Annotated in this window: 29 protein-coding genes; 22 read left to right on the plus strand and 7 right to left on the minus strand. The window is 64.2% G+C overall.

Features of this window, described 5'->3' with window-relative positions:
• Positions 1 to 118: 118 nt before the first annotated feature.
• The gene (locus tag F0185_RS07985; protein ID WP_167223235.1) at positions 119 to 2,461 is read right to left on the minus strand and encodes a DNA polymerase II; all 2,343 of its coding nucleotides are present in this window, start codon (positions 2,459 to 2,461) and stop codon (positions 119 to 121) included.
• Between the two features lie 186 nt (positions 2,462 to 2,647).
• On the opposite strand from F0185_RS07985, the gene F0185_RS07990 reads away from it, so the two are divergent.
• The 3 genes from F0185_RS07990 (at position 2,648) to F0185_RS08000 (ending at position 4,889) form a co-directional block, all read left to right on the plus strand.
• On the plus strand, positions 2,648 to 3,316 hold the full coding sequence (locus F0185_RS07990) for an SEN1982 family lipoprotein (protein WP_167223237.1): 669 nt from the start codon (positions 2,648 to 2,650) through the stop codon (positions 3,314 to 3,316).
• 27 nt (positions 3,317 to 3,343) lie between these two features.
• A complete protein-coding gene (locus F0185_RS07995) occupies positions 3,344 to 3,922 on the plus strand; it encodes a DUF302 domain-containing protein (protein WP_229476817.1) in 579 nt (192 codons plus the stop codon).
• A gap of 580 nt (positions 3,923 to 4,502) precedes the next feature.
• Positions 4,503 to 4,889 (plus strand): hypothetical protein, encoded by a 387-nt coding sequence (locus F0185_RS08000; protein ID WP_167223239.1) that lies wholly within the window; start codon positions 4,503 to 4,505, stop codon positions 4,887 to 4,889.
• 137 nt (positions 4,890 to 5,026) lie between these two features.
• On the opposite strand, the gene F0185_RS35160 is transcribed toward F0185_RS08000, so the two are convergent.
• The gene (locus F0185_RS35160; RefSeq protein WP_267875996.1) at positions 5,027 to 5,155 is read right to left on the minus strand and encodes a hypothetical protein; all 129 of its coding nucleotides are present in this window, start codon (positions 5,153 to 5,155) and stop codon (positions 5,027 to 5,029) included.
• A gap of 129 nt (positions 5,156 to 5,284) precedes the next feature.
• Here F0185_RS35160 and F0185_RS08005 point away from each other — a divergent pair, with 129 nt between their 5' ends.
• From F0185_RS08005 to F0185_RS08075, 15 genes are all read left to right on the plus strand, one after another.
• Entirely contained in the window at positions 5,285 to 6,157 is an 873-nt protein-coding gene (locus tag F0185_RS08005; RefSeq protein WP_167223241.1) for a LysR family transcriptional regulator, read from the plus strand.
• Positions 6,158 to 6,254: 97 nt separating this feature from the next.
• Positions 6,255 to 6,623 (plus strand): ArsR/SmtB family transcription factor, encoded by a 369-nt coding sequence (locus tag F0185_RS08010; protein ID WP_229476822.1) that lies wholly within the window; start codon positions 6,255 to 6,257, stop codon positions 6,621 to 6,623.
• Between the two features lie 130 nt (positions 6,624 to 6,753).
• Complete coding sequence (gene soxC, locus F0185_RS08015; protein ID WP_167223243.1) at positions 6,754 to 8,106, plus strand: sulfite dehydrogenase; 1,353 nt, start codon at positions 6,754 to 6,756, stop codon at positions 8,104 to 8,106.
• Complete coding sequence (locus F0185_RS08020) at positions 8,090 to 9,145, plus strand: c-type cytochrome (protein ID WP_167223245.1); 1,056 nt, start codon at positions 8,090 to 8,092, stop codon at positions 9,143 to 9,145. The genes soxC and F0185_RS08020 overlap by 17 nt, the downstream gene beginning before the upstream one ends.
• Positions 9,146 to 9,401: 256 nt before the next feature.
• Entirely contained in the window at positions 9,402 to 9,863 is a 462-nt protein-coding gene (soxY, locus tag F0185_RS08025) for a thiosulfate oxidation carrier protein SoxY (protein ID WP_167223247.1), read from the plus strand.
• Positions 9,864 to 9,907: 44 nt separating this feature from the next.
• On the plus strand, positions 9,908 to 10,219 hold the full coding sequence (soxZ, locus tag F0185_RS08030; RefSeq protein ID WP_166884464.1) for a thiosulfate oxidation carrier complex protein SoxZ: 312 nt from the start codon (positions 9,908 to 9,910) through the stop codon (positions 10,217 to 10,219).
• A gap of 34 nt (positions 10,220 to 10,253) precedes the next feature.
• On the plus strand, positions 10,254 to 11,060 hold the full coding sequence (gene soxA, locus F0185_RS08035) for a sulfur oxidation c-type cytochrome SoxA (protein ID WP_167223249.1): 807 nt from the start codon (positions 10,254 to 10,256) through the stop codon (positions 11,058 to 11,060).
• Between the two features lie 10 nt (positions 11,061 to 11,070).
• On the plus strand, positions 11,071 to 11,694 hold the full coding sequence (soxX, locus tag F0185_RS08040) for a sulfur oxidation c-type cytochrome SoxX (protein WP_167223251.1): 624 nt from the start codon (positions 11,071 to 11,073) through the stop codon (positions 11,692 to 11,694).
• Positions 11,695 to 11,713: 19 nt separating this feature from the next.
• Positions 11,714 to 13,426 carry a thiosulfohydrolase SoxB gene (gene soxB, locus F0185_RS08045; protein ID WP_167223441.1) on the plus strand — a complete coding sequence of 571 codons (1,713 nt, stop codon included), beginning with the start codon at positions 11,714 to 11,716 and terminating at the stop codon, positions 13,424 to 13,426.
• On the plus strand, positions 13,423 to 13,947 hold the full coding sequence (locus tag F0185_RS08050) for a thioredoxin fold domain-containing protein (protein WP_167223253.1): 525 nt from the start codon (positions 13,423 to 13,425) through the stop codon (positions 13,945 to 13,947). Before soxB ends, F0185_RS08050 begins: the two co-directional genes overlap by 4 nt.
• Before the next feature lie 21 nt (positions 13,948 to 13,968).
• A complete protein-coding gene (locus tag F0185_RS08055) occupies positions 13,969 to 14,964 on the plus strand; it encodes an MBL fold metallo-hydrolase (protein WP_167223255.1) in 996 nt (331 codons plus the stop codon).
• A gap of 20 nt (positions 14,965 to 14,984) precedes the next feature.
• Positions 14,985 to 15,413: a DsrE family protein gene (locus F0185_RS08060; RefSeq protein ID WP_167223257.1), complete on the plus strand. Its 429-nt coding sequence runs from the start codon at positions 14,985 to 14,987 to the stop codon at positions 15,411 to 15,413.
• Positions 15,414 to 15,633: 220 nt separating this feature from the next.
• Positions 15,634 to 17,226: a methyl-accepting chemotaxis protein gene (locus F0185_RS08065; protein WP_167223259.1), complete on the plus strand. Its 1,593-nt coding sequence runs from the start codon at positions 15,634 to 15,636 to the stop codon at positions 17,224 to 17,226.
• Positions 17,227 to 17,236: 10 nt separating this feature from the next.
• The gene (locus F0185_RS08070; protein WP_167223261.1) at positions 17,237 to 17,449 is read left to right on the plus strand and encodes a hypothetical protein; all 213 of its coding nucleotides are present in this window, start codon (positions 17,237 to 17,239) and stop codon (positions 17,447 to 17,449) included.
• Between the two features lie 212 nt (positions 17,450 to 17,661).
• Positions 17,662 to 18,510: an NAD(P)H-binding protein gene (locus F0185_RS08075; protein WP_167223263.1), complete on the plus strand. Its 849-nt coding sequence runs from the start codon at positions 17,662 to 17,664 to the stop codon at positions 18,508 to 18,510.
• A gap of 64 nt (positions 18,511 to 18,574) precedes the next feature.
• Here F0185_RS08075 and F0185_RS08080 read toward each other — a convergent pair whose 3' ends face one another.
• From F0185_RS08080 to F0185_RS08095, 4 genes are all read right to left on the minus strand, one after another.
• Positions 18,575 to 19,009, minus strand: a complete 435-nt coding sequence (locus F0185_RS08080) for a GNAT family N-acetyltransferase (RefSeq protein WP_167223266.1) — start codon at positions 19,007 to 19,009, stop codon at positions 18,575 to 18,577.
• A gap of 142 nt (positions 19,010 to 19,151) precedes the next feature.
• Complete coding sequence (locus tag F0185_RS08085; protein ID WP_167223268.1) at positions 19,152 to 19,562, minus strand: hypothetical protein; 411 nt, start codon at positions 19,560 to 19,562, stop codon at positions 19,152 to 19,154.
• 31 nt (positions 19,563 to 19,593) lie between these two features.
• Positions 19,594 to 20,226, minus strand: a complete 633-nt coding sequence (locus F0185_RS08090; protein WP_167223270.1) for a response regulator — start codon at positions 20,224 to 20,226, stop codon at positions 19,594 to 19,596.
• A 233-nt stretch (positions 20,227 to 20,459) separates the two neighbouring features.
• On the minus strand, positions 20,460 to 21,068 hold the full coding sequence (locus F0185_RS08095) for a c-type cytochrome (RefSeq protein WP_167223272.1): 609 nt from the start codon (positions 21,066 to 21,068) through the stop codon (positions 20,460 to 20,462).
• Between the two features lie 108 nt (positions 21,069 to 21,176).
• On the opposite strand from F0185_RS08095, the gene F0185_RS08100 reads away from it, so the two are divergent.
• The 4 genes from F0185_RS08100 (at position 21,177) to F0185_RS08115 (ending at position 22,918) form a co-directional block, all read left to right on the plus strand.
• Entirely contained in the window at positions 21,177 to 21,590 is a 414-nt protein-coding gene (locus tag F0185_RS08100; protein WP_167223274.1) for a DUF6331 family protein, read from the plus strand.
• Between the two features lie 67 nt (positions 21,591 to 21,657).
• Entirely contained in the window at positions 21,658 to 21,993 is a 336-nt protein-coding gene (locus F0185_RS08105) for a hypothetical protein (protein WP_167223276.1), read from the plus strand.
• Positions 21,994 to 22,053: 60 nt separating this feature from the next.
• Complete coding sequence (locus F0185_RS08110; protein ID WP_167223278.1) at positions 22,054 to 22,623, plus strand: 2OG-Fe(II) oxygenase; 570 nt, start codon at positions 22,054 to 22,056, stop codon at positions 22,621 to 22,623.
• A 43-nt stretch (positions 22,624 to 22,666) separates the two neighbouring features.
• Positions 22,667 to 22,918 carry a DUF2164 domain-containing protein gene (locus tag F0185_RS08115; protein ID WP_166884494.1) on the plus strand — a complete coding sequence of 84 codons (252 nt, stop codon included), beginning with the start codon at positions 22,667 to 22,669 and terminating at the stop codon, positions 22,916 to 22,918.
• 4 nt (positions 22,919 to 22,922) lie between these two features.
• Here F0185_RS08115 and F0185_RS08120 read toward each other — a convergent pair whose 3' ends face one another.
• Entirely contained in the window at positions 22,923 to 26,141 is a 3,219-nt protein-coding gene (locus F0185_RS08120) for a hybrid sensor histidine kinase/response regulator (RefSeq protein WP_167223280.1), read from the minus strand.
• Positions 26,142 to 26,262: the final 121 nt, after the last annotated feature.

The raw sequence follows: 26,262 nt of genomic DNA on the forward strand, positions 1-26,262 counted from the left end.
GAAACTTGCACCGCTCGCTACGGTTTTTCGAGGCCCCTACGAATGATAATGATTCCCATTCATATTATTGCCGAGCAACGTCAATATGGCAAATTTATGTGAAGCGCATGGTCTGGCGTCAGAACAGGTTCCGCTGCAAGGTCGTCAGGCTGTGGAAGTCGTCGCCCAGGAAGGGCAGGATGGCGTCGGCAATCGGTTGCAGCTGGCGCGTGACATAGTGGTCGTAATCGATGCGCGAGCGCTGCGTTTCCAGCGGTTCGGGGCCGGCCAGGGTCATCACATAGCGAATCGGCCCGCCGCGCTGGTATTGCAGCGGGCGGCCGTGCAGGCGGTTGAAGTCGTCGGCCAGGCGCGCCGCGCGCACCGGCGGCGGGGCGGCGCCCTGGTATTCGTCGAGCGGCCGGCGGATGCGCTTGCGGTACACCAGCAGCTCGTCGAAGTCGCCGCGCAGGGTGCTCTCGACGTATTCGCGCACGTACTCGCGGTACGGTTCGCGCTTGAAGATGCGCAGGTACAGCGCCTGCTGGAACTGCTGCGCCAGCGGCGTCCAGTCGCTGCGTACCGCCTCGAGGCCCTTGAACACCATCTCTTCGCCGCCGTCGGCCTGGCCGGTCAGGCCGGCGTAGCGCTTCTTGCTGCTTTCTTCCGAATTGCGGATGTTCGGCATCAGGAAGCGCCGGTAGTGGGTTTCGTATTGCAGTTCGAGCGCGCTGGGCAGGCCGAATTCCTGTTGCAGGTGCTCGCGCCACCAGGCGTTGACGTGGGCGACCAGCGCGCGCCCGATCTCGCCGGCCTGCGCGTCATCGTGCGCGCCGCCCAGCCACACGAAGGTCGAATCGGTGTCGCCGTAGATCACCTGGTGGCCGCGTTCCTCGATCAGTTCGCGCGTGCGGTGCATGATCTCTTGCCCGCGCAGGGTGATCGAGGACGCCAGGCGCGGGTCGAAGAAGCGGCAGTGGTCCGCGCCCAGCACGCCGTAGAAGGAATTCATGATGATCTTGAGCGCCTGCGACAGCGGCTTGTTCTTTTCGCGCTTGGCCGCCTCGCGGCCCTCGGCGATCTGGCTGACGATGGCCGGCAGGCAGTGCTTCTCGCGCGAAAAGCGCGCGCCGCGAAAGCCCGGCACGGTGGCGCCGCTATCGTCTTGCAAGCCTTCGACCAGGCCGACCGGGTCGATCAGGAAGGTGCGGATGATCGACGGGTACAGGCTTTTGTAATCGAGCACCATGACCGAATCGTACAGGCCCGAACGCGAATCCATGACGTAGCCGCCTGGGCTGTTTTCGCCGGCGATATCGCCCTGGTTGGGCGCCACGTAACCCTGGCGGTGCATGCGCGGCAGGTACAGGTGCTCGAAGGCGGCCACCGAGCCGCCGCCGCTGCGGTCCACCGCCAGCCCGGTCACGCTGGCGCGTTCCAGCAGGAAGGGCAGCAGTTCGGTCTTGTCGAAAATGCGGGTGACCAGTTCGCAGTCCTTCAGGTTGTAGTGCGCCAGCGCCGGCTTGTCTTCGTTGAAGCGGCGCTCGATTTCGGCCATGCGCTGGTAGGGATTGTCGATCGCCTTGCCTTCTCCCAGCAAGGTGCGGCTGACGTTTTCGAGGCTGTACGAGGAAAAACTCCAGGTGGCCGACTTGAGCGCGTCGATGCCGTCGATGATCAGGCGCCCGGCCGCGCAGGCGAAAAAGTGCTGGCGCGAGCCGTGCTCGCGCCACTCCATCGGGCTGCCGTCGCGTCCCAGGCGCAGCGGCACGCCGCAGCGCTCGGCATGCTTTTGCAGCACGCGCAGGTCGAACTGCACCACGTTCCAGCCGATGATGGCGTCCGGGTCGTGCGTGGCCAGCCATGCGTTGAGGCGTTCGAGCATCTGCGCATGGCTGTCGCAGTAGTCGAGCGCGAAGTCGAGCGTGGCGTCCGGGCCGTTGGGTGGCCCCAGCATGTACACCTGGCGCTGGCCGCAGCCTTCGAGCGCGATCGAATACAGTTCGCCGCGCGCGGTCGTTTCGATGTCGAGCGAGACCAGTTTGAGGCGCGGCCGGTAGCCGGACGCCGGCTTGAGCGGGCTGTCGGGCGCGTCGTGGAACAGCACCGGCGCGGTGATGAAGCGCTCCATCAGGTAACGCTCGGGCGGGCGGATGTCGGCCTCGTAGACGTCGATGCCGTACTCGCGCAGGCGCTTCGCTTGCCGGGTCAACTGGCGGTACTGCTGGCAGTACAGGCCGAACACGGGCCGCTGGCCGAAGTCGCGCAGGGCGAGCGTGCGCAGTTCGCAGCCGCGCTCGCCCTGCAGCAGCGCCTCGACCTGCACGCGCCACTGCTCGGGAATGAAGGCGACCGAGAGCTGTTTGGCGAGACGGATATGGCGCGGGCCATCGTCGGTGGCAAGCCAGAAGTCGACCTCGGTGCCGGCCGGCGTATCGCGCCAGTGGCGGGTCAGGATAAACCCCTGCTGCGGTTGATTCAAATGACTACCTCGGAAGTGCTGTAAGTGATGGTGCGCCGGGGAGCGGTGGTCCGCGTATTTTAAGCGATGTGCGGCATGTTGGCTGGTATGAAATGTTGCAATTGTTGAAATGGCGTTGAGTTATGATTGTTGATCGACTATGATCGACCTTTTGCACATCATCGTTCCTGACGAAACCCCTACTCAATGAAAAGCTACCTGGCTCTGGCCGTCGCTGGTGTTGTCTCCCTCACGGCATGCGACAACAAGATCGAGGCAAACGACAAGAATATCAGCCTCGCTGTTGCGAACTATCTCGACAAGAAGGGTGAACTTTGCCTGGAGTTGACCGAGTGGCCGCTGTCCATTTCGCCCTCCGACATGGAGAACAAAGACGTCATCCCCGACGCGCTGGTCCCAAAAATGGAGGCATTGAAAGCGCTCGGACTGACGGCCGAGGCGCCTGGCGGAAACGATCCGAACGACACCAATCCGTACAAGCCGGAAGTCGTGGTCAAGCGTTACGTGCTGACCGACGCCGGGAAAAAGATCTACCGCGAAAAGGAAGTGACCAAATACGATTACAGTAAAAAAACCTCGAAGAAGGTCATTGAAGGCGACCTTTGCTACGGTCAAAAGAAGCTCACGAAGGTGATCAACTGGACCACGCCTGCAAAGGCGGGCAAGTGGCTGTTCGTGAACGTGACGTATGCGTACAAGATTGACAAGGTGGCCGACTGGGCCAAGCGGCCGGAACTTTCGGCGGCCTTCCCCGAGATCGCAGAAAACCTTGCGGAAGCGGGCAAAGTGGAGAAGAAAGTCCTGCTCAAATTGAACGAGCAGGGCTGGGATGAGTATGACATTGGTTTCGACTGAATCAGGCGCGCCGCGCCAGGCGATGCGATGAGAATGACGTCGGCGGCCCTGCCGCTGCGCCTGTTGACGGCGGCTGCGCCCTTGCTGCTGGCCGCCTGCGGCACGCTGGGCGCGGCGGCGCAGGCCGAATCCGGCGCCGGCGGCGTGTTCGCCGATGTGTGGGGCCGCTGGGCCGACTCCGGTGGCGACATCGCCGTCGCCGTGACCTGGGAACGCAAGGTGCAGCCGGGTGTGACCGTGGCCGAGATCGAAGATGCGTTCGCCAGCGTGGCGGCGGAAGAAAACCTGAAGATGGTCGGCAGCCTGCCGCTGTCGGCGGAATTGCAGGCGCGCTCGGGCCAGCCGCAAAAGTTCCTCAAGGTGTACTCGTATTGCGACCCCGAGACCGCGCGCCTGATGGTCGAGTTCAGCCCGCACATGGCGGCGTTTCTTCCCTGCCGCATCAGCGTTCTGGAAAAAGAAGACGGCCTGTGGATCTACACCATGAACATGGACATGCTCACCACCATGGGGCGCAAGCTGCCGCCCGCGCTCAAGCCGCGCGTCAAGCGCGTGCGCGACGCCGTCTGGAAGATGCTCGAGCGCGGCGCACGCGGCGAATTCTGAGTCGCCGTCGAGCAGGACTTGGAACGCCTGACAAGCCGGTCACTTGGCATGAGAGCAACACCATCGTACAATGAGCCATTGTGACCGGTAGCTTTCGGCCATAACTGGTCATCCGATAGTCAACTGAACCGTTCAACAAGCAAATTGGGACTTGGTAGCAATGATCGTTAAATTTCTTGCTTTTCTGTTGATCCTAGTTGCTGCCTACTTGAGTTGGTGGGCAGTTGAGTATGCAGCACCAGCTTGGTTTCTCGCCGCTGCATTCCCCCTTGTTTGCGGCGTCGGCTTAATTTTCCGTCGTCGTTGGGCTAGCTTCCTTTGGTATTCAATTGCCGTTGTCACTAGCGCATGGTGGATATATACAATATTGCACATGGCGTTTAATGGATGGCCGGTTCAGAGGGCTGAGGAGACTTTAGTTTCCCTGATACCCGGCGCTTTGCTTTTGGTCGTCTGCGTAGGCGGCACGTTGGCTGTTCGAAAGCAGTTCAGGCAGATCGGGCTACTTTGAATCGTGGAGCAGATGTCACCGCGCATTATCGGCCAGGCCCCCTTTGCACCCCTGAGATAGTAGAAATAGATGAAAGTATCAAACTCAATCCCCCTGCTGCTGCTCATTTACGTCAATGGTGCAATTGCTGGCGGCGGTCCTTCGTTCGAAAGCTTACGAGCCCAATCGCATAGGGATTCGCGGGTACCAGTAGGCTTGGCTTGGGAACAAAAGAATGCTGCGGAAGGGGGCGCGAAGCTAACCCCCGTCATTAACGAGTGTCGGAAAACTGCCCCGGAAGGTAAGGAAAATAGCATCTCGCTGCTGGTGAGGTTGTCAAAACATGGTGTGCCTTCGAAGGTACTCGTTTCGCCTGAAACGAAATTTTCGGAATGTGTGCGGTCGGGTGTCTCAGGCTTCAATTTTTCTGACGCTCCCTGGACGGGCTACTGGTTGGAAATAAATATCGGGAAGTGACCAACACGAGCTCGTAAAGCCGCGCGATGCCGAACGGCCGCGACTCAAAACAGCGAGCCGACCTCCACCAAGCCTTTCTTTCGCTTGCCTTCTCACTCATCTGTTGGAGTTACGTCGAGAGGTTTAGTCAGGCGCTCTTAATCTTCGCTGTTCACGGCCGACGATTCCGCGGCGGCATCGGTATCGGCGCGGGCATACAGGAATTTTGCTGCGATACTGGCCAGCACGGCCAGCGTTCCAATCGTTTCCAACAAAGCGTCGAGCATGATGTTCTCCGTAGTGAGAGGCCCGGCAATGTGCGGCTCATGCATGCCATCGTAGTCGGCCGGCTCCAATTGCGCAATCTGGCAATTCCGGTGCTACACTTCGGCAATTCCGAAAGCACGAGACAAACCATGCGCTTCGACCTGACCGATATCCGCGTGTTCCTGAGCGTCGTCGAATGCGGCAGCCTGACCCAGGGTGCGCGTGCCATGCACCTGGCATTGGCGTCGGTGAGCGAACGGATTGCCGGGATGGAGGCTGCGCTCGGTGCGCCTTTGCTCGAACGCAATCGACGCGGGGTGCGTGCCACCGCCGCAGGCGAAGCCTTGGTCCGGCATGGACGCTCGATCGTCGATCAGGTCGAACAGATGCGCGGCGAGCTGCGCACGTACGCAACCGGCCTGAAAGGCCGCATCCGGCTGCTGTCGAACACGGCGGCAATGGCGGCATTCCTGCCGCCCCAGTTGTGCCAGTTCCTGGCCGCGCATCCCGACTTGTCGATCGACCTGGAAGAGCGTCCCAGCCTGGACAGCGTGCAGGCGCTGGTGGAGCGGCGCGCCGACCTGGGCATCCTCTCGGACGTGACCGATTTCGGCCCCCTGCAGACGCACCTGATCGCCAGCGACCAGCTGGTCGTCATTACCAGCCGTTCGCATCGGATCGCCGGGCAAACGCAGGTTGCCTTTGCCGATATCCTGGGCGAGCCCATCGTGGGCATGGCCGATACGGCGCTCACCATCCACCTGGCCGAACGCGCGGCGCGCCTGGGCCGCCAGCTCGACTACCGGATTCAGTTGCGCAACCCCGAGCATATCGCGATGCAGGTGGAGGCGGGCGTCGGCGTGTCGATCCTGTCCGATGTGCTGGCCCGGACGCTGCGCCGCGACCTCGCCATCGTGCCGCTCTCGGAAGCCTGGGCCACCCGCCAGCTGTACCTCTGCGCACGCGATTTTGCCGCACTGACCCCGCACGCACAGCTGCTGGCGCGGCAGATGCTGGACTAGTGTTGTTTTCCGCAGTGCAACATCGAAATCGCTTGTGCAATCCCTGCGTATTTGGTTACATGCGTATATCGGCATTTCTTTAGACCTGAAACAAAGCATGGATCCAGACCTCGACAGTGAACAGATGAGCGAAGTGTTCGAAGAAGTATCGAACTATTTTGCGTTGCTGTCCGAACCGACCCGGCTCAAGATCCTGCACGCGCTGTGCAATGGCGAGCGCACCGTGGGCGCGATTGTCGGCGATATCGCCGCCACGCAGGCGAATGTGTCGCGCCAGCTCAACATGCTGTACCGCGCCCGCATCCTGGGGCGCCGCAAGGAGGGTGCGCAGGTGTATTACCGCATCGAAGACCAGAACACGATTGCCTTGTGCCGCACGGTGTGCAGCCAGATGGCGGAAAAGGTCAAGAGCAGCCGCCGCATGGGGCAGGGCGCGATTCAGGGATTCATGGGCGCGGACGGCTGAGCAAGGCCGATGCCGTTCATGTTGAAAGTGAAATATGCTCAATTGGTTATATGATCATATGGTCATATAAGTAAGTGGTAACGATAGCCGCGTGCGGCGATGTTCAACAGGCAAGCGAGAGGTGGTGGTCATGACGACTCCGATACGCAAAACCGGCCGCGTGCAAGCAGCCCCCGAGCATTTTCTCGACAGCGCGCTGGTCGAGGACATCAACCGCGCCGGCATCGACGATGCGCGCCGCGGCTTCCTGCGGCGCAGCTTCCTGGCCGCCGGCGCCGCCATGGGCGCGGGCACGGCGCTGGCGCAGGACGGCGGGGCGGGCGACCCCAACATCCTGGTCCTGCCCGCGCATTCGCGCACCCTGGGCAAACCGGTCGTGACCAATCCGTACGGCCAGCCTTCGCAGTACGAGGCCAATCTGCAGCGGCGCGAGTCGCCCGGGCTGACCCGGGTCGGCGCGGCCTCGGTCTCGTTCACGCCCTTGCAGGGGCTGTTCGGCATCATCACGCCGTCCGGACTGCACTTCGAGCGCCACCATCAGGGCTGGCACGATATCGATCCCACCAAACACCGTTTCATGATCAATGGCCTGGTGAAGAATCCCAAGGTCTACACCATGGACGACCTGATGCGCATGCCGTCGGTGTCGCGCATGCACTTCATCGAGTGCGGCGCGAATACGGCGATGGAATGGGGCAATGTGGCGGTGCCCTCGGTCCAGTATTCGCACGGCATGCTCAGTTGCAGCGAGTTCACCGGCGTGCCGCTCTCGGTGCTGCTGGAAGACTGTGGCGTCGACAAGCGGCGCGCCAAAGTGGTGCTGGCCGAGGGCGCCGACGGCTCTTCGATGACGCGCACCATCTCGCTCGAGCGCGCGCTGGACGACGTCATCGTGGCCTGGGCCATGAATGGCGAGATGCTGCGCCCGGAACACGGCTACCCATTGCGCCTGGTGGTGCCGGGCGTGCAGGGCGTGTCCTGGGTCAAATGGCTGCGCCGCATCGAAGTGGGCGACCAGCCCTACGCCACCAAGGACGAGTCCCTGCACTACATCGATGCGCTGCCGGACGGTACCTTCCGCCAGTACACCTCGATCCAGGAATGCAAGTCGGTGATCACCACGCCCTCGGCCGGCCAGCGCCTGCTCGATACCGGGTATTACAACATCACCGGGCTGGCCTGGTCCGGGCGCGGCAAGATCAAGCGGGTCGACGTCTCGGTCGATGGCGGGCGCAACTGGCGCACGGCGCGCCTGGAAACGCCGCTGCTGTCGAAATGCCTGAGCCGTTTCAATATCGATTGGGACTGGAACGGTGCGCCGGCCGTGCTGCAATCGCGCGCCATTGACGAGACCGGCTACGTGCAGCCGAAAATCAATGAACTGCGCGCGGTGCGTGGCACCCGCTCTATTTATCACAACAATGCAATCCAGTCGTGGCAGGTTGCGCAATCGGGTGAGGTGTCCAATGTCCAGGTTGACTGAAGCGGCGCTCGCGCTGGCCATGGCGGCGCTGTTCTCCAGCGCCGGCGCCGCCCCGGCCAGCAAGCCGGGGCGAAGCGCCACCCCACAGGAAGTGGCCGCCTGGGATATCGACGTGCGTCCGGATTTTGCCGGCTTGCCCAAGGGCTCAGGCAGCGTGCTAGCCGGGCAGGCGGTCTGGGAAGGCAAGTGCGCGTCCTGCCACGGCACCTTCGGCGAGTCGAACGAGGTGTTTACGCCGCTGATCGGCGGCACCACGGCCGAGGATGCCGCGAAAGGCCGGGTGGCCTCGCTCACCAATGGCCGCCAGCCGCAAAAGACCACCCTGATGAAAGTGGCGACCGTGTCCACCTTGTGGGACTACATCAACCGCGCCATGCCCTGGACCGCGCCCAAGTCGCTCACCACCGACGAGGTGTATGCGGTCTCCGCCTACATGCTCAACATGGGCGAGGTGGTGGCGGACGACTTCGTGCTGTCGGACCAGACCATGGCGCAGGCCCAGCAGCGCATGCCGAACCGTCACGGCATGGTCACCAGCCACGGCTTGTGGGATGTCAAAGGCAAGCCGGACGTCAAGAGCGTGGCATGCATGAAGAACTGCCCGGTCGAGGGTAGCGTGCGCTCGTCCTTGCCGGAAGGGGCGCGCAATGCGCACGGCAACCTGGCCCAGCAGACACGCGGCTTCGGCGCCACCCGTGGCGTCGATACAACACAGCCCGCGCCGACGGCCCGCCTGCCAGGCACGGCGACGGCGGTGCCGGCAGCGGCGGCGGGCGCACCCGGCCAGGCGGCGCTGGCGCTGCTCCAGCAAAACGCGTGCCTGGCCTGCCACGCTGTCGCCACCAAGGTCGTCGGGCCGAGTTTCAAGGCGGTGCAGGAGAAATACCAGGGCGACAGCAATGCCGCGACGACCCTGGCCGGCAAGATCAAGCAGGGTAGCGCCGGCGCCTGGGGCGTGGTGCCGATGCCGGCGCAGGGTCATCTCAACGATGCCGATATTGCCACGATGGTCGGTTGGATTCTGGCAACACCCAAATGAACGGATGTGGCCGGCGACTACCCGGATCGGGTAGTCTTGTTTCAAAGCGTAATCCTGTTCCACGCCACCGGCGGGATATCGTCGCCCCCGCGCAGGCGGGGGGGGCCAAGTCACCGGCGGAATATCGTCGCCCCCGCGCAGGCGGGGGCCCAAGTTTGACGCGCTGCCGCTGCGCTACCTGCTTGGGTCCCCGCCTGCGCGGGAACGACGGTGTGGTGGCGTGCGACGCACTACCTTTTACTAACTGGAGAAGATGATGAATCAAAGTCGACGCAACCTCATGCGCATTACCTCGGTGCTGGGCGCGGCCTTCGCCGCCGGGCTGCTCAAACCGTCCGATGTGTTCGCGGCCGAATGGAGCCAGAAAGTGTTCGACGCCAAAAGCCTGGAGGCGGTGGTCAAGGAGCTCGGCGGCGATAAATTCGTCGTCAGCCCCGACATCACCATCACCGGCCCGGATATCGCCGAAAACGGCGCCGTGGTGCCGGTCTCGGTCGCCAGCAAGGCGCCCAACACCGATTTCATGGCGATCCTGGTCGAGAAGAACCCGAACACCCTGTCGGCCAGCTTCAACATCCCGCCCGGCACCGAACCGGCCGTCACCACGCGCGTGAAGATGGGCGGCACCTCGAACGTGCACGCGCTGGTGCGCGCCGACGGCAAATGGCTGCTCGCGTCCAAGGAAATCAAAGTCACGCTCGGCGGCTGCGGCGGCTGAGCCGCCGCCCACGCTTCTTCCCCACATCGACAAAGGAAACCATCATGGCTGATCCAATGCGCATCCGCGCCAGCGCCACCGGCGAGCTGGTTGAAGTAAAAATCCTCATGCGGCACGACATGGAAACCGGGCAACGCAAGGATGCGGCCGGCAAAGTGGTCCCGGCCCATTTCATCAAGACCTTGGTGGCCAAGGTCGGCGACAAGGTCGTGTTCGACGCCAGCTTCGGCCCCTCGGTTTCGAAAGATCCCTTCCTGTCGTTCAAGTTCAAGGGCGCGGCCAAGGGCGACAAGGTCAGCGTGACCTGGGTCGACACGGCCGGCGACACCCGCACCGATGAAGGCACGATCACCTGAGTTCCCCACGCACAATAACAATAAGGAGACGACCATGATCCACCGCCACAAAGTTGTGCTCGCTTCAGGACTGCTGGCCGCGTTCGGCGCGGCGTTCGCGCAGACGTCCAGCACCGACGAGATTGCGAAGTACCGCCAGATGCTGGCCGACGGCAATCCCGCCGAGCTGTGGGAAATGCGCGGCGAAGAACTGTGGAAGACCAAGACCGGCCCGAACAAGGTGTCGCTGGAGAAATGCGACTTCGGCAAAGGCGCGGGCGTGCTCAAAGGCGCGTACACCGAACTGCCGCGCTACTTCAAGGACGTCAACAAGGTGATGGACCTGGAACAGCGCCTGGTCCACTGCCGCGTCACCCTGCAGGGCTTGACCCCGGCCGAGGCGGTCAAGACGCCGTTCGGCGCGGCCGGCAAGAAATCCGACATCGAAGCATTGGTGTCCTACATCACCGCCGAGTCGCGCGGCATGAAGATGGCGGTCTCGACCGCGCACCCGATGGAGCAGCGCGCCTTCGACACCGGCAAGCAGTTGTTCTTCTACCGGGGCGGCTCGCACGACTTCGCCTGCGCCACCTGCCACTCGGTGGACGGGCAACGCATCCGCTTGCAGGAATTGCCGAACATCCTCAATCCCATCAATGCCCAGGCCGCCTACACGACCTGGCCGGCGTATCGGGTGTCGCAGGGGGAAGTGCGCACCATGCAGCACCGCCTGACCGACTGCTTCCGCCAGCAGCGCTTCCCGGAGCCGCTGTACGCCTCCGACGCGCTGACGGCGCTGACGATGTTCCTGGCAAAAAACGCGAACGGCGGCGTGTACGCCGGCCCGGCCTTGAAACGATAGGGGAAAGCACATGACATCAATCGCACGCATCTTCCTGGCGACCTGCGGCGCCGCCACCATCGCCGGCTGCGCCACGGTGGCGGCCGATACCGATTACCGCCAGGCCGCGCTCGCCCTGATCCGGCAAGACTTCAAGTCGGCCGGGCCGGCCACGGTGGAACGGGTCGCGGCCCAGGACGAGTCCCAGCAACTGTGCAGCCAGTACCCGAGCGCCCGTCCGCCCGAGGTGGCGGCGCGCATCGAGGCGGCGCAGCTGGCCGCGGTGAAGCAGCCGGCCGACGGCAAGTACCTCGGCGCCTGGAAGGAAGGCGAAAAGATCGCCCAGAACGGGCGCGGCATGCAATCGTCGGACGCGATCGGCGCGGTCAACGGCGGCAATTGCTACGCCTGCCACCAGATCAGCAAGAAAGAAATCTCGTTCGGCAATATCGGACCATCCCTGTACCAGTACGGCAAGCTGCGCGGCAACAGCGACGCGATCCTGAAGTACACCTGGAACAAGCTGTACAACGCGCAAGCCTACAGCGCCTGTTCCAACATGCCGCGCTTCGGCCACAACGGCGTGCTGACCGAAGCCCAGCTCAAGGATGTGATGGCGCTGCTGCTCGACCCCGCATCGCCCGTCAACGAGTAACCGAGGAGGCACCATGGGAATGAACCGGCGCGAATTTGCGCAACTGATGGGCATCGCCGCCGCCGGCGGCATGCTGCTGGGCTCGAAAGCGGCGCTGGGTGCGCCTTCGCCGGGAGCGCTGTACGACCTGGCGCGCTTCGGCAATGTGCATTTCCTGCACTTCACCGATTGCCACGCGCAACTGAACCCGGTGCATTTTCGCGAGCCGAGCGTCAATCTCGGCATTGGCCAGGCTGCCGGCAAGATGCCGCACCTGGTGGGCGAAGCGCTGCTCAAGCAGGTCAACATCAAACCGAACACGCCGCAGGCGCATGCGTTTACCGCGCTCCATTTCGAGCAGGCCGCGCGCACCTATGGCAAGGTGGGCGGGTTTGCGCACCTGGCCACCCTGGTCAAGCAAATGCGCGCGGGCCGCCCCGGCGCACTCTTGCTCGACGGCGGCGACACCTGGCAAGGCTCGGGCACGGCCCTGTGGACAAAGGGCCAGGACATGGTCGACGCGGGCCTGCTGCTGGGTGTGGACGTGATGACCGCGCACTGGGAAATGACCTTGGGCGACAAGCGCGTGCAAGAAATCGTCGGCAAGGATTTCAAGGGCAAGGTCGATTTCGTGGCGCAGAACGTCAGCACCACCGATTTTGGCGATCCGGTCTTCGCCCCCTACGTGATCAAGGAAATGAACGGCGTGCCGGTGGCCATTATCGGCCAGGCGTTTCCGTACACGCCGATCGCCAATCCACGCTACCTGACGCCCGACTGGAGTTTCGGCATCCAGGAAGAAAACATGCAGAAGATGGTGGACGAGGCGCGCGCCAAGGGCGCCAAAGTCGTGGTGGTGCTATCCCACAACGGCATGGACGTGGACCTGAAAATGGCCTCGCGCGTGCGCGGCATCGACGCCATCCTGGGCGGCCACACGCACGACGGCGTGCCGCAACCGGTGATCGTGGCCAATGGCGGCGGCAAGACCCTGGTGACCAACGCCGGCAGCAACGGCAAGTTCCTCGGCGTGCTCGACTTCGACGTACGCGGCGGCCAGGTGCGCAACTTCCAGTACCGCCTGCTGCCGGTGTTTTCCAACTTCCTGCCGGCCGACAAGGACATGGCCGCGCTGATCAAGAAGGTGCGCGCCCCTTACGAGGCCAAGCTCAACGAAAAGCTGGCCGTCACCCAGGGCACCTTGTACCGGCGCGGCAATTTCAACGGCACCTTCGACCAGTTGATCATCGACGCGCTGATGGAGGTCAAGGGCGCCGACATCGCCTTCTCGCCGGGCTTTCGCTGGGGCACATCCTTGCTTCCCGACAGCCCGATCCTGATGGAACACCTGATGGACCAGACCGCCACAACCTACTCGTACAGCACCCTGACCGAGATGACCGGCAGCACCATCAAGACCATCCTGGAAGACGTGGCCGACAACCTGTTCAATCCCGACCCGTATTACCAGCAGGGCGGCGACATGGTGCGGGTGGGCGGCATGAGCTACGCCATCGACCCGAACGCGGCGATGGGCGCGCGCATCAGCGACATGCGCCTGCACGGCAAGCCGCTCGACGCCGGCAAGGCCTACAAGGTGGCCGGCTGGGCCCCGGTGGCCGAGGGCGCCACGGGCGAGCCGGTGTGGGACGTGGTGGCGCAGTGGTTGCGCCAGCAGAAAACCGTCACCCCGCGCAAGCTCAACACGCCGCGCCTGATCGGCATGCGGGGCAATCCGGGCATCATCGCATGAGCAGCCGGGGCGCCGTGATCCGCATTGTCGCGCTGGCCGGCTGGCTGCGGCGCCAGGCGGCCCTGCTGGCGGTGCTGGCCCTGCTCGGAACCGATACCCTGGCCGCCGGCGCGCCGGCCCTGGCGTCGCCACGCGACCTGTCGGCCGACGCGGCGCTGGCGGCGCAGCGCGGCCAGCCATTGTTGGTGCTGTTTTCGCTGCCCGGCTGCGGCTATTGCGACGTGGTGCGCCGCAATTACCTGCTGCCGCTCACGCGCGAGGGCGCGGCGCAAGCGCGCCCGGTGCTGCGCGAGGTCGGCCTGACCGCAACAAGGCCCTTCACCGGACCGAACCAGGAAGCGAGCAGTGGCGCCGCGCTGGCCGCCCGCTACCAGGTGCGCATTGCGCCGACCGTGCTGTTGCTGGGCGCCGACGGCGCGCTGCTGGCCCCGGCGCTGGTCGGGGGCGACGTGGCCGGCATGTATGGCGCTTACCTCGACGAGGCGCTGGCGCAGGCGCAGCGCAAGATCGCCGGCCAATAGTCACATTCTGAAAGGACTGCCATGAAACTCGCCATCCCGATTCTCGCCTGCCTGCTGGCGCTGGCCACCCCGGCGGCGCATGCCGTCACGCCTGCGCGAGCCCAGGTGCTCACGCCGGTCAAGGTGTCGGCGCATGTGTACTACTTCCAGGGCCATTCCGGCATGGCCGAGGCAGCCAACCGGGGCTTCATGTCGAACGCGGGCTTCGTGGTCACGCGCGACGGCGTCGTGGTGTTCGACGCGCTCGGCACGCCGGCGCTCGGCGAAGCGATGCTCAAGGCGATCCGCAAGGTGACGGCGCAGCCGGTGCGGCGTGTGATCGTCAGCCATTTCCACGCCGACCATTTCTATGGCTTGCAGGCCTTCAAGGCGCGCGGCGCGCAGATCTGGGCGCACGAGCGGGGCAGGGAGTATCTCGCTTCCGACCTGGCGGCCACCCGGCTGGCGCAGCGCAAGGAGGCGCTGGCGCCCTGGGTGAACGACGCCACGCGCCTGACCGGCGCCGACCGCTGGCTCAGTTTTGCCGACGGTAAAAGCATCGCCTTCGAAATGGGCGGCGTGCGCTTCAAGATCATCGACATGAGCGGCGCCCACGCGCCGGACGACATCATGCTCTCCGTCGACAACGACCAGGTGCTGTTCGCGGGCGACCTGTTTTTCAGCGGCCGCATTCCCTTCGTGGGCGAGGCCGACAGCCGCGTCTGGCTCGAAGCACTCGATCGCATGGTCGCGCTCGCGCCGCAGGCCGCCATTCCTGGCCACGGCGAACTGTCGCGCACACCGGCCAGGGATATGGCGCTCACGCGCGACTACCTGACGTTTTTGCGCCGCGTGATGGGCGACGCGGTAGCCGAACTGACCTCGTTCGACGAGGCATACGGTAAGATCGACTGGAGCGCGTTCGACAAGTACCCCGCGTTTGCCCAGGCCAACCGCCTTAACGCCTACGGCACCTACCTGCTGATGGAACGCGAAAGCCTGCAGCAGAAGCGACTGCCGGTCGCGCCATCCCCTTGACCGTTTTGACAGGAGTTAGCATGCAATTGTTCCGCACCATGGCCGCCGTGATGGTGGTTGCCGCCGTCGCCATTGCCCCGGCCAGCGCCGCCCAGCGCGAAGAAAAAGTGGTTTATCACGTGACCGACAGCGCCAACGCCATGGGTGCGCTCGGCAATGTGCGCAATCACCTCAACGCCAGCCCGAAAGCGAAGATCGTGGTCGTCACGCACGGCCCCGGCATCGACTTTTTGCTGGAAGACGCCAAGGACAAGAACGGCAACCCATACGACGCGGTGGTGCAGGAACTGTCGAACCGCAACGTCAAGTTCAGGGTCTGCAACAACACCCTGGAAGCACGCAAGATCGACCGCAAGCGCGTGTTGCCCGAAGCGACCATTGTGCCATCCGGCGTGGCCGAAGTGGCGCGCCTGCAAACGCAGGAAGAACACGCCTACATCAAGCCCTGATCCGGGCTGTCGGATGCATGGATGCGGCGCGCCGGCGCAGGCTTGCTCGCGCCTGTTGCCATTGCTTTAAGTTGTGTTGCGCCGTGGCCCCATTTGTGTAAATCAAGGCCGGTCACGCTGGTCATTGTCGGTAGAATTAGTGCTGTACTGAAACACTCTATTTGTCGCCGGTGTAGTCTTGCCGGCCGCCGCGCATTCCCAACGAACGAGGTTGAGCACAATGAAACTACGGAACAAAATGGCCTTGTGCATGGTGATTGTTTTCACCCTGTTTACGATCGCCCTGGGCGTCGCCATTGCGGGCATGCAAAATGCGACCACGAAATTCGAAGTATTCATCAAGCAAGATCAAGCCTTCCTGGGCGCCAGCACCACCCTGTATGCGCAGGGCCTGCAAATGGGCCAGGCGCTGCGCAACATCATCCTGGCGCCCGAGAACCAGCAGGGCTACAAGAACCTGAGCGCGGCCCGTGACGAATTCCGCAAGGCCCACGGCACCGCGGTGGAACTGGCCAGGGACGACCCCAGCGTCTCGCAGTCCCTGGCAACGCTGAAAACCTTGCACGAGCGCCAGACCGAGATCCAGGCTGCCGTGGTCGAACTGGCCAAGGCCGACCAGGCCGCCGCCATCAAGAAACTCAATGCCGACGAGACCCCGCTGTGGCGCCAGATGCGCAGCGACTTGCTGGAACTGATCAAGTCGAAAAACGGCGCCGTCGATATCGCCAAGGGCGAGCTGACCAAGCAGACCCGCGCCACCCTGATCCTGAGCCTTGCGCTGGCGGCCGGGGCCGTGCTGCTGGGCGGCGGCATCGCCTTCTGGCTGACCCGCAACGTCATGCACCAGCTCGGGGGCGAACCGCACTACGCCGCCGAAATCGCCGCCTCGATCGCGGCGGGCGACCTGACCGCCAACATTGTGGTCGATGCCGACGCCGCTCCCGACAGCTTGATGGTGGCCATGCGCACCATGCAGCACAGCCTGGCCGCACTGGTGATGAAGGTCCGGGCCGGCACCGATACCATCTCGACCGCGTCGAGCGAAATTGCGGCCGGCAATATGGACTTGTCCGGACGTACGGAAGAGCAGGCCAGTTCGCTGGAAGAAACCGCCGCCTCGATGGAAGAATTGACCACGACGGTGCAGCACAACACCGACAGCGTGCGCCAGGCCAACACCCTGGCCTCGGCCGCGTCGGACGTGGCGATGCGCGGCGGCGCGGTGGTGGCCGAAGTGGTCGGCACCATGGGCTCGATCAACGAATCGGCCAGGCGCATTGCCGACATCATCGGCGTGATCGACGGCATTGCCTTCCAGACCAACATCCTGGCCCTGAACGCGGCGGTGGAAGCGGCGCGCGCCGGCGAGCAGGGACGCGGGTTCGCGGTGGTGGCGACCGAAGTGCGCAACCTGGCCCAGCGCAGCGCGGCGGCCGCGCGCGAGATCAAGGGCCTGATCGGCGATTCGGTCGAAAAGGTCGAGATCGGCAGCAAGCTGGTCGACACTGCCGGCACGACCATGAAGGAAGTGGTGGCCAGCGTGCGCCGGGTGACCGATATCATGGCCGAGATCACCACCGCCGGCCAGGAGCAGAGCGCCGGCATCGTGCAGGTGAATCAGGCGATCGCGCAGATGGACAAGGTCACCCAGCAAAACGCGGCGCTGGTCGAGCAGGCGGCGGCCGCCGCCGCCTCGATGCAGGAGCAGGCCCGGGAGCTGAGCGCGGTGGTGGGCACGTTCACGGTGAGCGGAGCGGCCCACGCGCCGCGCAAGCTGGCGGCCGGTTCCGCGCCAGTGCCCGCCTTGCGTTAGGAATCGCGACATGGAGCATGAGCGCGCCCGCGACTACGTGCTGGCCGAGCTTCCCGGATACGCAAGCTGGTTCCAGGGCAGGGTGGACGCAGGCGACCCGGAAGAGCTACTGATGTATCTCGACACGGTCTCGACCTGGCTGTTGCCCGAACAAGCCGCGCACTTCGGTCCGGACGATTTCGATGCGATGCTCGACGAGTTCAGGGATGACGCCGGCCTGTAGCCGTGCCAGTAGGGCGCGCCAAGCGTGTCGGTCGATGCCAGTCCAGGCCAGGCCCATTCGCACATCTGCCATGCCAGGCGTTTTCGCTTAGCCGCTTGGCGGTGCCAGGACACGTTGTCGCGCCTATCTAAATAGGTTTGAATTTTCATTGCCAATCGCATACCATTGCGCAGGAAACAACAACCATGTGAACACAAGGAAAGCGGAAAACGATGCAGATCGGTATCAGCGGCGCCAGCGGCCATCTTGGCCAATCCACGCTCAAGGAACTCGCCGCGCGCGGCGGCGGTCACGAACTGGTCGGTATTTCGCGCACGCCGCAAGCCATCGCAGCCCCGTTGCAAGGGCGCTTTGGCGACTACGATGAGCCGTCTTCGCTGGCGGCGGCGTATGCGGGGCTGGACCGCCTGCTGCTGATTCCGACCATCGCGCTGGCGCCGGGCGTGCGCTCGCGCCAGAACATTGCGGCGATCGACGCGGCCGTCGCCGCAGGGGTAGGGCACATCGTGATCCTGTCGAGCTGCGGCGCGCGCGATATCGCCGAACCTGACCTGTACGCGCCGTACTTCGCCGCCGAACAGCACCTGATGCGCACGGCGCCGCGCTGGAGCATCCTGCGCATGAACTACTTCGCCGAAGCGCTGGCCGAAGAGGCGTTGGGGTCGCTGGGACATGGCTTGCTGGCCTGCTTCACCGAAAACCGCGTCGCTTACGTCGCGCGCGACGACGTGGCCGCGTCCGCCGCCGGCCTGCTGACGACCGACGGTCATGTGGGCGCGACCTACAATCTGACCGGGCCGGCGGCGCTCACCGGCGAGCAGCGTGCCGCCATCATCGCCAAGGCCTCGGGCGCCGGGATGGGCTTCCTGCCGATGACGGAAGCGGCAATGCGCGCCGCGCTGCAGGTCATGGGCACGCCGCCGGACATCGCGCGCGCCGTGATCTGCCTGCATCATGGGATGGCATCTGGAATGTTCGATATCGTCACCGGCGACGTGCAAAAGCTCTCCGGCAAGGCGCCGCGTACCTTGCAGCAGGTGCTGCGCAAGGCGTTTGCCTGAGCTCTGGTGTCCCGCGTCAGAAAGTCGTTGAATGCGGTGGCGCGCCATGCCGGCGACGGGCGGGTTACGACGCCTCGTCGGCGAGGTAGCCGCGCTCGCGCGCCAGCGGCTCGTTGTCGAACAGCGCCATGGCCGTCGTCATGCGCCTGAAGCCGAAGCGGCGATAGAACGGCTCCTTGCCGGGCACCGCGTATAGCAAGATCTTCTTGTGTCCCTGCGACAGCGCGACCAGCCTGGCGACGATTTGCTTGCCCAAGCCCGTACCCTGGTATTGAGGCAATACGGCGATATCGCACAGGTAGGACGTATCGATCCCATCGGCCAAAGCGCGGCCCACGCCGACGATGCGTCCGTGCGCCCGCACGAAGCAGCAGTAACGGCTGTTGGCAAACACGATGGCAAGCTCGGCCGCAGGCTTGTCGCCGAGCGCGATCTTGTACAGCGCCGACAGCTCGTCCCAATCGATTGCATCGAGCGATTCCGTCCATTCCAGTGTCATACGCGCAGCTCCCGTCCGATGGCCGGCCATGCTTGCGGCCAGCCGTTGCGCCATTATAGGACAGTATGTCACGATGGTTTTCAAGCGCCTGCCATGCGCTTGCCGCTGCCGGCCAATCTCCCGACTCCGCCAGTTCGGGAATCTACATTTGCTTCGGCAAGTGTCCCAGCAACTGGCGCAAGGCGCCGTGGGCAATCGCCACATCCGGCGAGTCGTGCAGCAGGATGATGTACTTGGTGCGGAACGCGCTCGCCGCCGCCGTGCCTGGGCCGACCAGTTCCTCGATCGCCGCGCGCCAGCCGGCGACGGCCTCGCGGGTCAGCGTGTCCGGCTCGTCGAGGGCTTCGTCGAGCGCAGCCATCAGCGCCGACATCGCTTGCAGCCACGCGAAATGGGGATGATTGGTGATCAGTTGCAAGTGCTCAAGTGGGCTGCCGACCGCGCCGAAATATACGGTTTCCACATCGATCAGGGCTTTGTGCAGGGTGCGCAGGGCGCGCGGCACCGCTTGCAGGCTGGCGCGCAGGGCGTCGTTGTCATTCGCTTGATTCATTCAATTGCCTCGGTAAACGTGTAAAGGTGGGTTACAAGGTCAGGATGCCGCGCCGCAGCGCGATCGTGGTGGCGTGGGTGCGGTCCCTGGCGCCGAGCTTGGAGAGTACCGCGCTCACATGCGCCTTGACGGTTTCTTCCTTGATAGCCAGGCGCACGCCCACTTCGCGGTTCGAATTGCCGTCGGCGACCAGGCGCAGCACTTCCAGCTCGCGTCCGGACAAATTATCGCTGCCGAAGTAGTTGGCCATTTCGGCAGCCACCTCGGCTGGAATATAGCGGTGCCCGGCGTGCACGCGGGCAATCGCATCGGCCAGGTTGAGCCGGATCGCGCATTTGAGCAGATAGCCGCAAGCACCGGCGCCGAGCGTGCGCGCAATGCGGGCGTCGCCCTTGTAGGTGGTCAGCACCAGCACGCGCGCGTTTGGCGCCAGCGCGCGGATCGCCAGCATCGCCTCGTGCCCGCCCATGAGCGGCATTTGCAGGTCCATCAGCGTCACGTCCGGCCGCAGGCGGATGAAGCATTCGAGCGCTTCTTCACCGTTGGCGGCCTGGCCGACGACCTCGATGCCGCTGTCGCCGGCCAGCAGCGCGACGATGCCTTCGCGCAGCAGGCTGTGGTCGTCGGCGACCAGGACGCGGATGGGAGGGAAGGCGGCGGACATCGCGCATTGACTTTCTGTTAATGGGTGAGCGCGATCATGCCATGCCAGCGCGCCTGCGGCTTGGATCAGTTTGCTGCGCCGCCGCAATCCCGTATCATGCCGGCATTTTCGCAAGATGGCGTTTGTGTGACCGCATGCCAACGCTGGTCCGGGCGCTGCTGCCGGTCCTGGCCTTCCGGTTTTACCGACACGGCGGCCAGACCTGGATCGGCGGCGACAGCGTGGTGGCGCACTTAGCGCACGGTTGCCAGATAGGCCGCGACGGCGCGCATGTCGGCCTCGCCGAGCTTGACGGCCACTTCTTTCATCGCCGTGGCCAGCGGATTGTTGAATTTGGGCGCGTCGCGGTACACCTTCAACTGTTCCAGCGTGTAGCTGGCCGGCTGCGAGGCGATGCGCGGGAACGGCGCCTGGCCGTGGCCCTGCGGCCCGTGGCAGCCGGCGCAGGCCGGGGCGCCCCCGGTGCTGCCGTGCTCGAAAATCCGGCGACCCTGCTGTTCCAGGGCGGCATCGAGCGACGGCTGGGGCTTGACCGGCTGGGCCGCGTAAAAGGCGGCGAGCTCGCGCATTTCGGGCCCGGTCAGTTGGCCGGCGACGGCGCGCATCTGCGCGTGGGGCCGTTCGCCGCTGCGGAAATTATTCAGTTGCAGTTCGATATACGCGGCGGACTGGCCCGCCAGATTGGGATACAGCGCGGCGGCCGTGTTGCCGGTCGCGCCATGGCAGGCGGCGCAGCGTTGCAGCAGCGCCGCCGATGGTGCGGCGGCTGCCGGAATGGTGAAGGCAGCGAGCACGAGGGCCAGCGCGGCGCTCGCCCGGCGCAGGGAAAATGCGGTTTGCATGATGGTGTGCTTGTCGTCCGAACGGGTGGCAGACGAGTATAGGGGGACTGCTGCAAGCGGCACTTATACTTTGGTATAGTTAAATGGTGGCCATTAAAGGGAAAAGCGATGAATCAAACAGTCCCGCGTCCAAAAGACGCCATCGCAACCGGGCCGGATACCTGGATAGAACACATTGACCTGGGCGGGCGCTATCGCACGGCGGTGAAGATCGACCATTTGATGCCGGAACTGGCAAGCATGTGGGCGGCGCTGGAAACGCAGTGCGTGGCCGGGTGTTGCGGCGTGCAAGCGTTCGATTTTTCGGCGGACGGCGTGGCGGCATCGCTCGGCAAGGTCAATGCCGCGCGCAACTGCGAGGCGCTGGCAAAGCTGCGCAATGACTTGCTCGCCCTGCGCGGCGAGGTCGTGTCGAGCAAAGAATTGAATATGAATATCGACAAGAGCGAATTCCTGGAATTGCTCAGCCACCTTGACAAATGTTATCGCGCTGCAATACCCTCGTATCGCGACAAGCGTTAACAGCGGCCTGAATGTCGCCATTGCGTAAATGTCCGCTTGTTTTTGGCTGTCCATAAAATAGAGAACGATGAAAACCCTGAAAAAAGCGCTCGCCGCGCTGGTACTTTCTGCATGGGGCGCATCCGCGTTCGCCGTGCAGGCGTGCGATGAGCAGGCTTTGCATGCCCTGGGCGCTTTCCTGAAGCTCGACCGGTTTGTCGCTGGCGGCCGGATTTTGGCCGGCACCTGCAAAGTGCTGCCGAACGATCCGCACACCACCGCCGCGGCCATGATCTTCCACGGCGAGTTGCGCGAGGTGGAGAACGACGACGAGAGGCTGAGTGTGTCGCTGATCCGCTACGACGGCCAGCAATACGATATCAAGCCCTGTGAGCTTGCAAAAGAGAAGTGGTTCAACCGATGACGGCGCGTTCCATGCACCGGGAACGTTCGCAATTTCACCTCATCGACAGGACAACTTATCATGCACATCGAAAAATTTGGCATGGGTATCTTCTATATCCATGATTTTCTTACCCCGGAAGAATGCGCGCGACATATCGCCGAGAGCGAAGCGATTGGCTACACGGCCGCCGGCCTGACAACCAGCACGGGCGAGCTGATGGCGCTCGATTTTCGGAATAACGACCGCATTATCTACGATAACGCCACGCTGGCCGACCAGCTGTACCAGCGCGCCGCGCCCTTCCTGCCGCCGCTGCAACGCGACTGGGAACTGAGCGGCTTTAACGAGCGCTTCCGCTTTTACCGCTATCACGGCGCGCAGTTCTTCAAGGCGCACAAGGACGGCAACTACGAGCGCAGCGACACGGAGGTCAGTTTCCTGACCATCCTGCTTTATCTGAACGACGATTTTACCGGCGGCCATACCGATTTTGCGTGGGAAAGCATCAAGCCCAAAGCCGGTTCCGCGCTGGTGTTCCCGCATCGGCAGATGCATCAGGGTTCGGTGGTGGAAAGCGGCACCAAATACGTCTTGCGCACCGATATCATGTACCGCGAGCCGGCCGGCGCCGTTCCTGACCCAGCCTGATTCTGCTAAGCTGCGGCTCCCGATCACGTCACATGAAACAACGATGGCCATTAAACTGAACCAGGAAACCGAGGAGCGGCTGTTGTCGTCGCTGCAGCGCTATTGCATGAAGAATTTCGATGAAGAGGTGGGCGTGCTCAAGGCGCGCCTGCTGCTCGACTTTTGCCTGCGCGAAATCGGCCCGTCGATCTACAACCAGGCCGTGCAGGATGCGCAAGCGGTGATGCAGGAAAAGATCGCCGAAATCGATACCAACTGCTACGAGAGCGAATTCGGCTACTGGACCAAAAAGTAGCGTCTCAGCCCCTGCGCTCGATGATTTTCTGCATCACCGCCACCAGTGCATTCATGTCGTAGGGCTTGCTGAGCACCAGGTCGCCCGGCGCCACGCCCGGGTGGATCTGCCCGGTGGCAAACACCACCGCCAGTCCCGGCAGGATCGCCCGCACCTTTTCCGCCAGTACATTGCCCGGCAGTCCGGGCAGGCCGACATCGGTAATCATCACGTCGAAGCCGGTGCGTGCCACGGCGTCGAGCGCGGCCTGGGCATCGGTGGCGTACTCCACCGCATGCCCCATCAGCTTGAGCATTTCAAAGGTGATTTCGCCGACCGCCGGCTCGTCTTCGACCAGCAGCACGCGCAGCGCCGCCGGCGCCAGGGTGGCAGGCTGATCCGGCAAGGTGAGCAGTTTCTGCTTCTGGTTGGCCAGCACATGGCGGATTTTCCTGGCCAGCGCTTCGCGCGTGTAGGGCTTGCCGAGCAGTTCCACGCCGGCGTCGACCCGCCCGCCATGCACGATGGCGTTCTCGGTGTAGCCGGACGTAAACAGCACCGCCAGTTGGGGCAAGCGCTCGCGGGCCTTGCGCGCCAGGTCGGGGCTGCGTAGCGGGCCTGGCATGACCACATCGGTAAACAGCAGGTCGACCTGCACGCCGCTGTCGATCACGGCCAGCGCGCTGGCGGCGTCGCTGGCCTTGAGCACGCGGTAGCCGAGCTCGCTCAACATATCCACCACGGTGGCGCGCACGCCGTCGTCGTCTTCCGCCACCAGAATGGTTTCGGTGCCGCCGACATACACGGAATCGACCGGCATCGCCTGCGCCTCTTCCATCTCGAACGAGCGCGGCAGATAGATGCGGACCGTGGTGCCGTGTCCCTCTTCGCTGTCAATCTTGACGTGCCCGCCGGATTGCTTGACGAAGCCGTACACCATCGACAAGCCCAGCCCGGTTCCCTTGCCCTCCGGCTTGGTCGAGAAGAAGGGCTCGAACGCCTGCGCCAGCACTTCCGGCGTCATGCCCTTGCCGGTGTCGCTCACGGCCAGCATCACGTACTGCCCGGCGTCGACTTCCGAGTGGCAACTGGCGTACAGCTCGTCGAGCACGGCGTTGCCGACTTCGATGCTCAGGCGGCCGCGTCCATCCATGGCGTCGCGCGCGTTGATCGCCAGGTTCAGCAGCGCGTTTTCGACCTGGGCCGTATCGACCAGGGTGTTCCACAAGCCGTCCGAGATCACGGTGTCGATATCGATCGCTTCGCCCAGGCTGCGGCGCAGCATGTCTTCCATGCCGAGCACGAAGCTGCCGATCTTGACCACCTTCGGTTCGAGCGCCTGGCGCCGCCCGAAGGCGAGCAGGTAGCTGGCCAGCTTGGCGCCGCGCGCGACCCCGGCCATGGCGTTTTCCACGCGCTGGGCCGCGCGCGGGTTGTCTTGCACATCTTTCGACAGCAATTGCAGGTTGCCCGAGATAACTTGCAGCAGGTTGTTGAAATCGTGCGCCACGCCGCCGGTCAGCTTGCCGATGGTTTCCATTTTCTGGGCCTGCTGCAATGCCAGTTCGGTCTGGCGCATCGCTGCGGCGGCCTGGCGCTCGGCCGTGATGTCGCGCCCGACCGCGTGGATGAATTCATTGTCGGGCGCGGCGCTCCACGACAGGGTGCTGTAGCCGCCATCGCGCCGGCGGTAGCGGTTCTCGAAGCGGAACGTGGTCGCGCCCGTGCCCAGCGCGCTCACTTGTTGCGCCGTGGCGGCGCGGTCGTCCGGGTGAACCAGGTCCATGAACGACTGTCCGACCACGGTGGCGGCATCCCAGCCCAGCATCGCGCTGAAGGCGGGATTGGCGGCAATGATGCGGGCGTCAAAATCGGCCACCAGCATGATGTCGGTCGACAGGCGCCACATGCGGTCGCGCTCGGCGGTGCGGGCGCTGACCTGCTCGGCCAGCGTGCTGTTGAGCCGTTCGAGCGCCAGCGCGCTGCTCTTGTGGTCGTCGATGTCGGTATTGGTGCCGATCCAGCTGATCAGCTCGCCACTGTCGCTGAAGATCGGCAAGGCGCGCGACAGGTGCCAGCGGAAGGAGCCATCGGCGCGGCGGAGGCGAAATTGGGTCTCGTACACGACGCGCTCGGCGATGGCCTGGCGCCACAGCGCGGCGGCGGCGGCCAGGTCGTGCTCGTAGACCAGGCTGGCCCAGCCGTCGCCATCGAGCGTGCCCTTGGCCGCGCCGCTGTAGGCGTACACGCGCTCGTTGAACCAGTCGAGGTAGCCGTCGGCGCGGGCCGACCAGACGTGGTTGGGCATGGCCTGGGCCCAGACCCGAAACTTGCGCTCGTTGGCGCGGGTCATCCGTTCGGCGTTGACGCGCTCGGTCACGTCGGCGCCCTGCACGAACACGCCCCAGATCGCGCCCTTGTCGTCGCGCACCGGCTGGTAGACGAAGTCGAGGTAGACCTGGCGCGCCGGCGCGGCCTCGGTGGCCGAGATGGCAAAGGCGACGTCGTTGCCACGAAACGCTTCGCCGCTGCTGAACATGCGGTCGAGGTGCGCGATAAACCCCTGTTCCGCCGCTTCCGGCAGCACCTCGCGCACGCTGCGCCCGATCAGGTCGCGGTTGCCGACCAGGTCGAGATAGGCATTGTTGGCCAGGATGAATTCGTGCTGCGGGCCGCCGAGCAGTGCCATGAAGCCGGGCGCCTGTTCGAACATGCTGTGCAGGCGGCCAATCTCGCCGCGCGCGTGGCGTTCGGCCAGTACCTTGGCGGTGGTGTCGATGACGATCGCGATCACGCCATCGACCCGGCCATCGTCGCCCTGCACCGGCGAATAGTCGAGGTTGAGCCAGAACTGCTGGAGCGCGCCGTTGCGGGTCCAGCTCAGTTCCTGGTCGCGGTAGGAGAGGGCGCCGCCGGCCAGCACCACCGACAGCACCTGCCGGTTGAACCCGGCCACATCGGGAAAGCTGGCGCACACTGGCGTGCCCAGGATGGCAGGATGGTTTTCTCCGGCAAACACCGAATACGCAGCGTTGTAGAGCATGACGCCGTCCGGTCCCCACAGCAGCGTCATCGCAACGGGCGAACGCAGCATCAGCGCGACGCTGGTCTTGAGCGCTTGCGGCCACAGCGCGATCGGCCCCAGCGAGGTGCTGGCCCAGTCGACGGCGGCGAAGGCGGCGCCCATGCCGCCCGCATCCGAAAGAAAAGCGGGAAGGCGGGCAGGGATGGCGGGATCGGTCATGAATGCGGGCGGTAATGTGAACGGCTGCGGGCGCCGCGAGAGCCGAAAATTATACCGTTTGCAATGAGCATTTACCATCGACACTGCGCGCGCGGCCGGCCGGCCGACCCACCCCCGCCCG

Source organism: Massilia rubra, assembly GCF_011682065.1.
Lineage (GTDB): Bacteria > Pseudomonadota > Gammaproteobacteria > Burkholderiales > Burkholderiaceae_D > Telluria_A > Telluria_A rubra.

Coding starts and splice junctions, on each gene's coding strand:
- F0185_RS07990 (WP_167223237.1), top strand. CDS start 2,648: ATGAAAAGCTACCTGGCTCTGGCCGTCGCTGGTGTTGTCTCCCTCACG.
- F0185_RS07995 (WP_229476817.1), top strand. CDS start 3,344: ATGAGAATGACGTCGGCGGCCCTGCCGCTGCGCCTGTTGACGGCGGCT.
- F0185_RS08000 (WP_167223239.1), top strand. CDS start 4,503: ATGAAAGTATCAAACTCAATCCCCCTGCTGCTGCTCATTTACGTCAAT.
- F0185_RS35160 (WP_267875996.1), bottom strand. CDS start 5,155: ATGCTCGACGCTTTGTTGGAAACGATTGGAACGCTGGCCGTGCTGGCC.
- F0185_RS08005 (WP_167223241.1), top strand. CDS start 5,285: ATGCGCTTCGACCTGACCGATATCCGCGTGTTCCTGAGCGTCGTCGAA.
- F0185_RS08010 (WP_229476822.1), top strand. CDS start 6,255: ATGGATCCAGACCTCGACAGTGAACAGATGAGCGAAGTGTTCGAAGAA.
- soxC (WP_167223243.1), top strand. CDS start 6,754: ATGACGACTCCGATACGCAAAACCGGCCGCGTGCAAGCAGCCCCCGAG.
- F0185_RS08020 (WP_167223245.1), top strand. CDS start 8,090: ATGTCCAGGTTGACTGAAGCGGCGCTCGCGCTGGCCATGGCGGCGCTG.
- soxY (WP_167223247.1), top strand. CDS start 9,402: ATGAATCAAAGTCGACGCAACCTCATGCGCATTACCTCGGTGCTGGGC.
- soxZ (WP_166884464.1), top strand. CDS start 9,908: ATGGCTGATCCAATGCGCATCCGCGCCAGCGCCACCGGCGAGCTGGTT.
- soxA (WP_167223249.1), top strand. CDS start 10,254: ATGATCCACCGCCACAAAGTTGTGCTCGCTTCAGGACTGCTGGCCGCG.
- soxX (WP_167223251.1), top strand. CDS start 11,071: ATGACATCAATCGCACGCATCTTCCTGGCGACCTGCGGCGCCGCCACC.
- soxB (WP_167223441.1), top strand. CDS start 11,714: ATGAACCGGCGCGAATTTGCGCAACTGATGGGCATCGCCGCCGCCGGC.
- F0185_RS08050 (WP_167223253.1), top strand. CDS start 13,423: ATGAGCAGCCGGGGCGCCGTGATCCGCATTGTCGCGCTGGCCGGCTGG.
- F0185_RS08055 (WP_167223255.1), top strand. CDS start 13,969: ATGAAACTCGCCATCCCGATTCTCGCCTGCCTGCTGGCGCTGGCCACC.
- F0185_RS08060 (WP_167223257.1), top strand. CDS start 14,985: ATGCAATTGTTCCGCACCATGGCCGCCGTGATGGTGGTTGCCGCCGTC.
- F0185_RS08065 (WP_167223259.1), top strand. CDS start 15,634: ATGAAACTACGGAACAAAATGGCCTTGTGCATGGTGATTGTTTTCACC.
- F0185_RS08070 (WP_167223261.1), top strand. CDS start 17,237: ATGGAGCATGAGCGCGCCCGCGACTACGTGCTGGCCGAGCTTCCCGGA.
- F0185_RS08075 (WP_167223263.1), top strand. CDS start 17,662: ATGCAGATCGGTATCAGCGGCGCCAGCGGCCATCTTGGCCAATCCACG.
- F0185_RS08080 (WP_167223266.1), bottom strand. CDS start 19,009: ATGACACTGGAATGGACGGAATCGCTCGATGCAATCGATTGGGACGAG.
- F0185_RS08085 (WP_167223268.1), bottom strand. CDS start 19,562: ATGAATCAAGCGAATGACAACGACGCCCTGCGCGCCAGCCTGCAAGCG.
- F0185_RS08090 (WP_167223270.1), bottom strand. CDS start 20,226: ATGTCCGCCGCCTTCCCTCCCATCCGCGTCCTGGTCGCCGACGACCAC.
- F0185_RS08095 (WP_167223272.1), bottom strand. CDS start 21,068: ATGCAAACCGCATTTTCCCTGCGCCGGGCGAGCGCCGCGCTGGCCCTC.
- F0185_RS08100 (WP_167223274.1), top strand. CDS start 21,177: ATGAATCAAACAGTCCCGCGTCCAAAAGACGCCATCGCAACCGGGCCG.
- F0185_RS08105 (WP_167223276.1), top strand. CDS start 21,658: ATGAAAACCCTGAAAAAAGCGCTCGCCGCGCTGGTACTTTCTGCATGG.
- F0185_RS08110 (WP_167223278.1), top strand. CDS start 22,054: ATGCACATCGAAAAATTTGGCATGGGTATCTTCTATATCCATGATTTT.
- F0185_RS08115 (WP_166884494.1), top strand. CDS start 22,667: ATGGCCATTAAACTGAACCAGGAAACCGAGGAGCGGCTGTTGTCGTCG.
- F0185_RS08120 (WP_167223280.1), bottom strand. CDS start 26,141: ATGACCGATCCCGCCATCCCTGCCCGCCTTCCCGCTTTTCTTTCGGAT.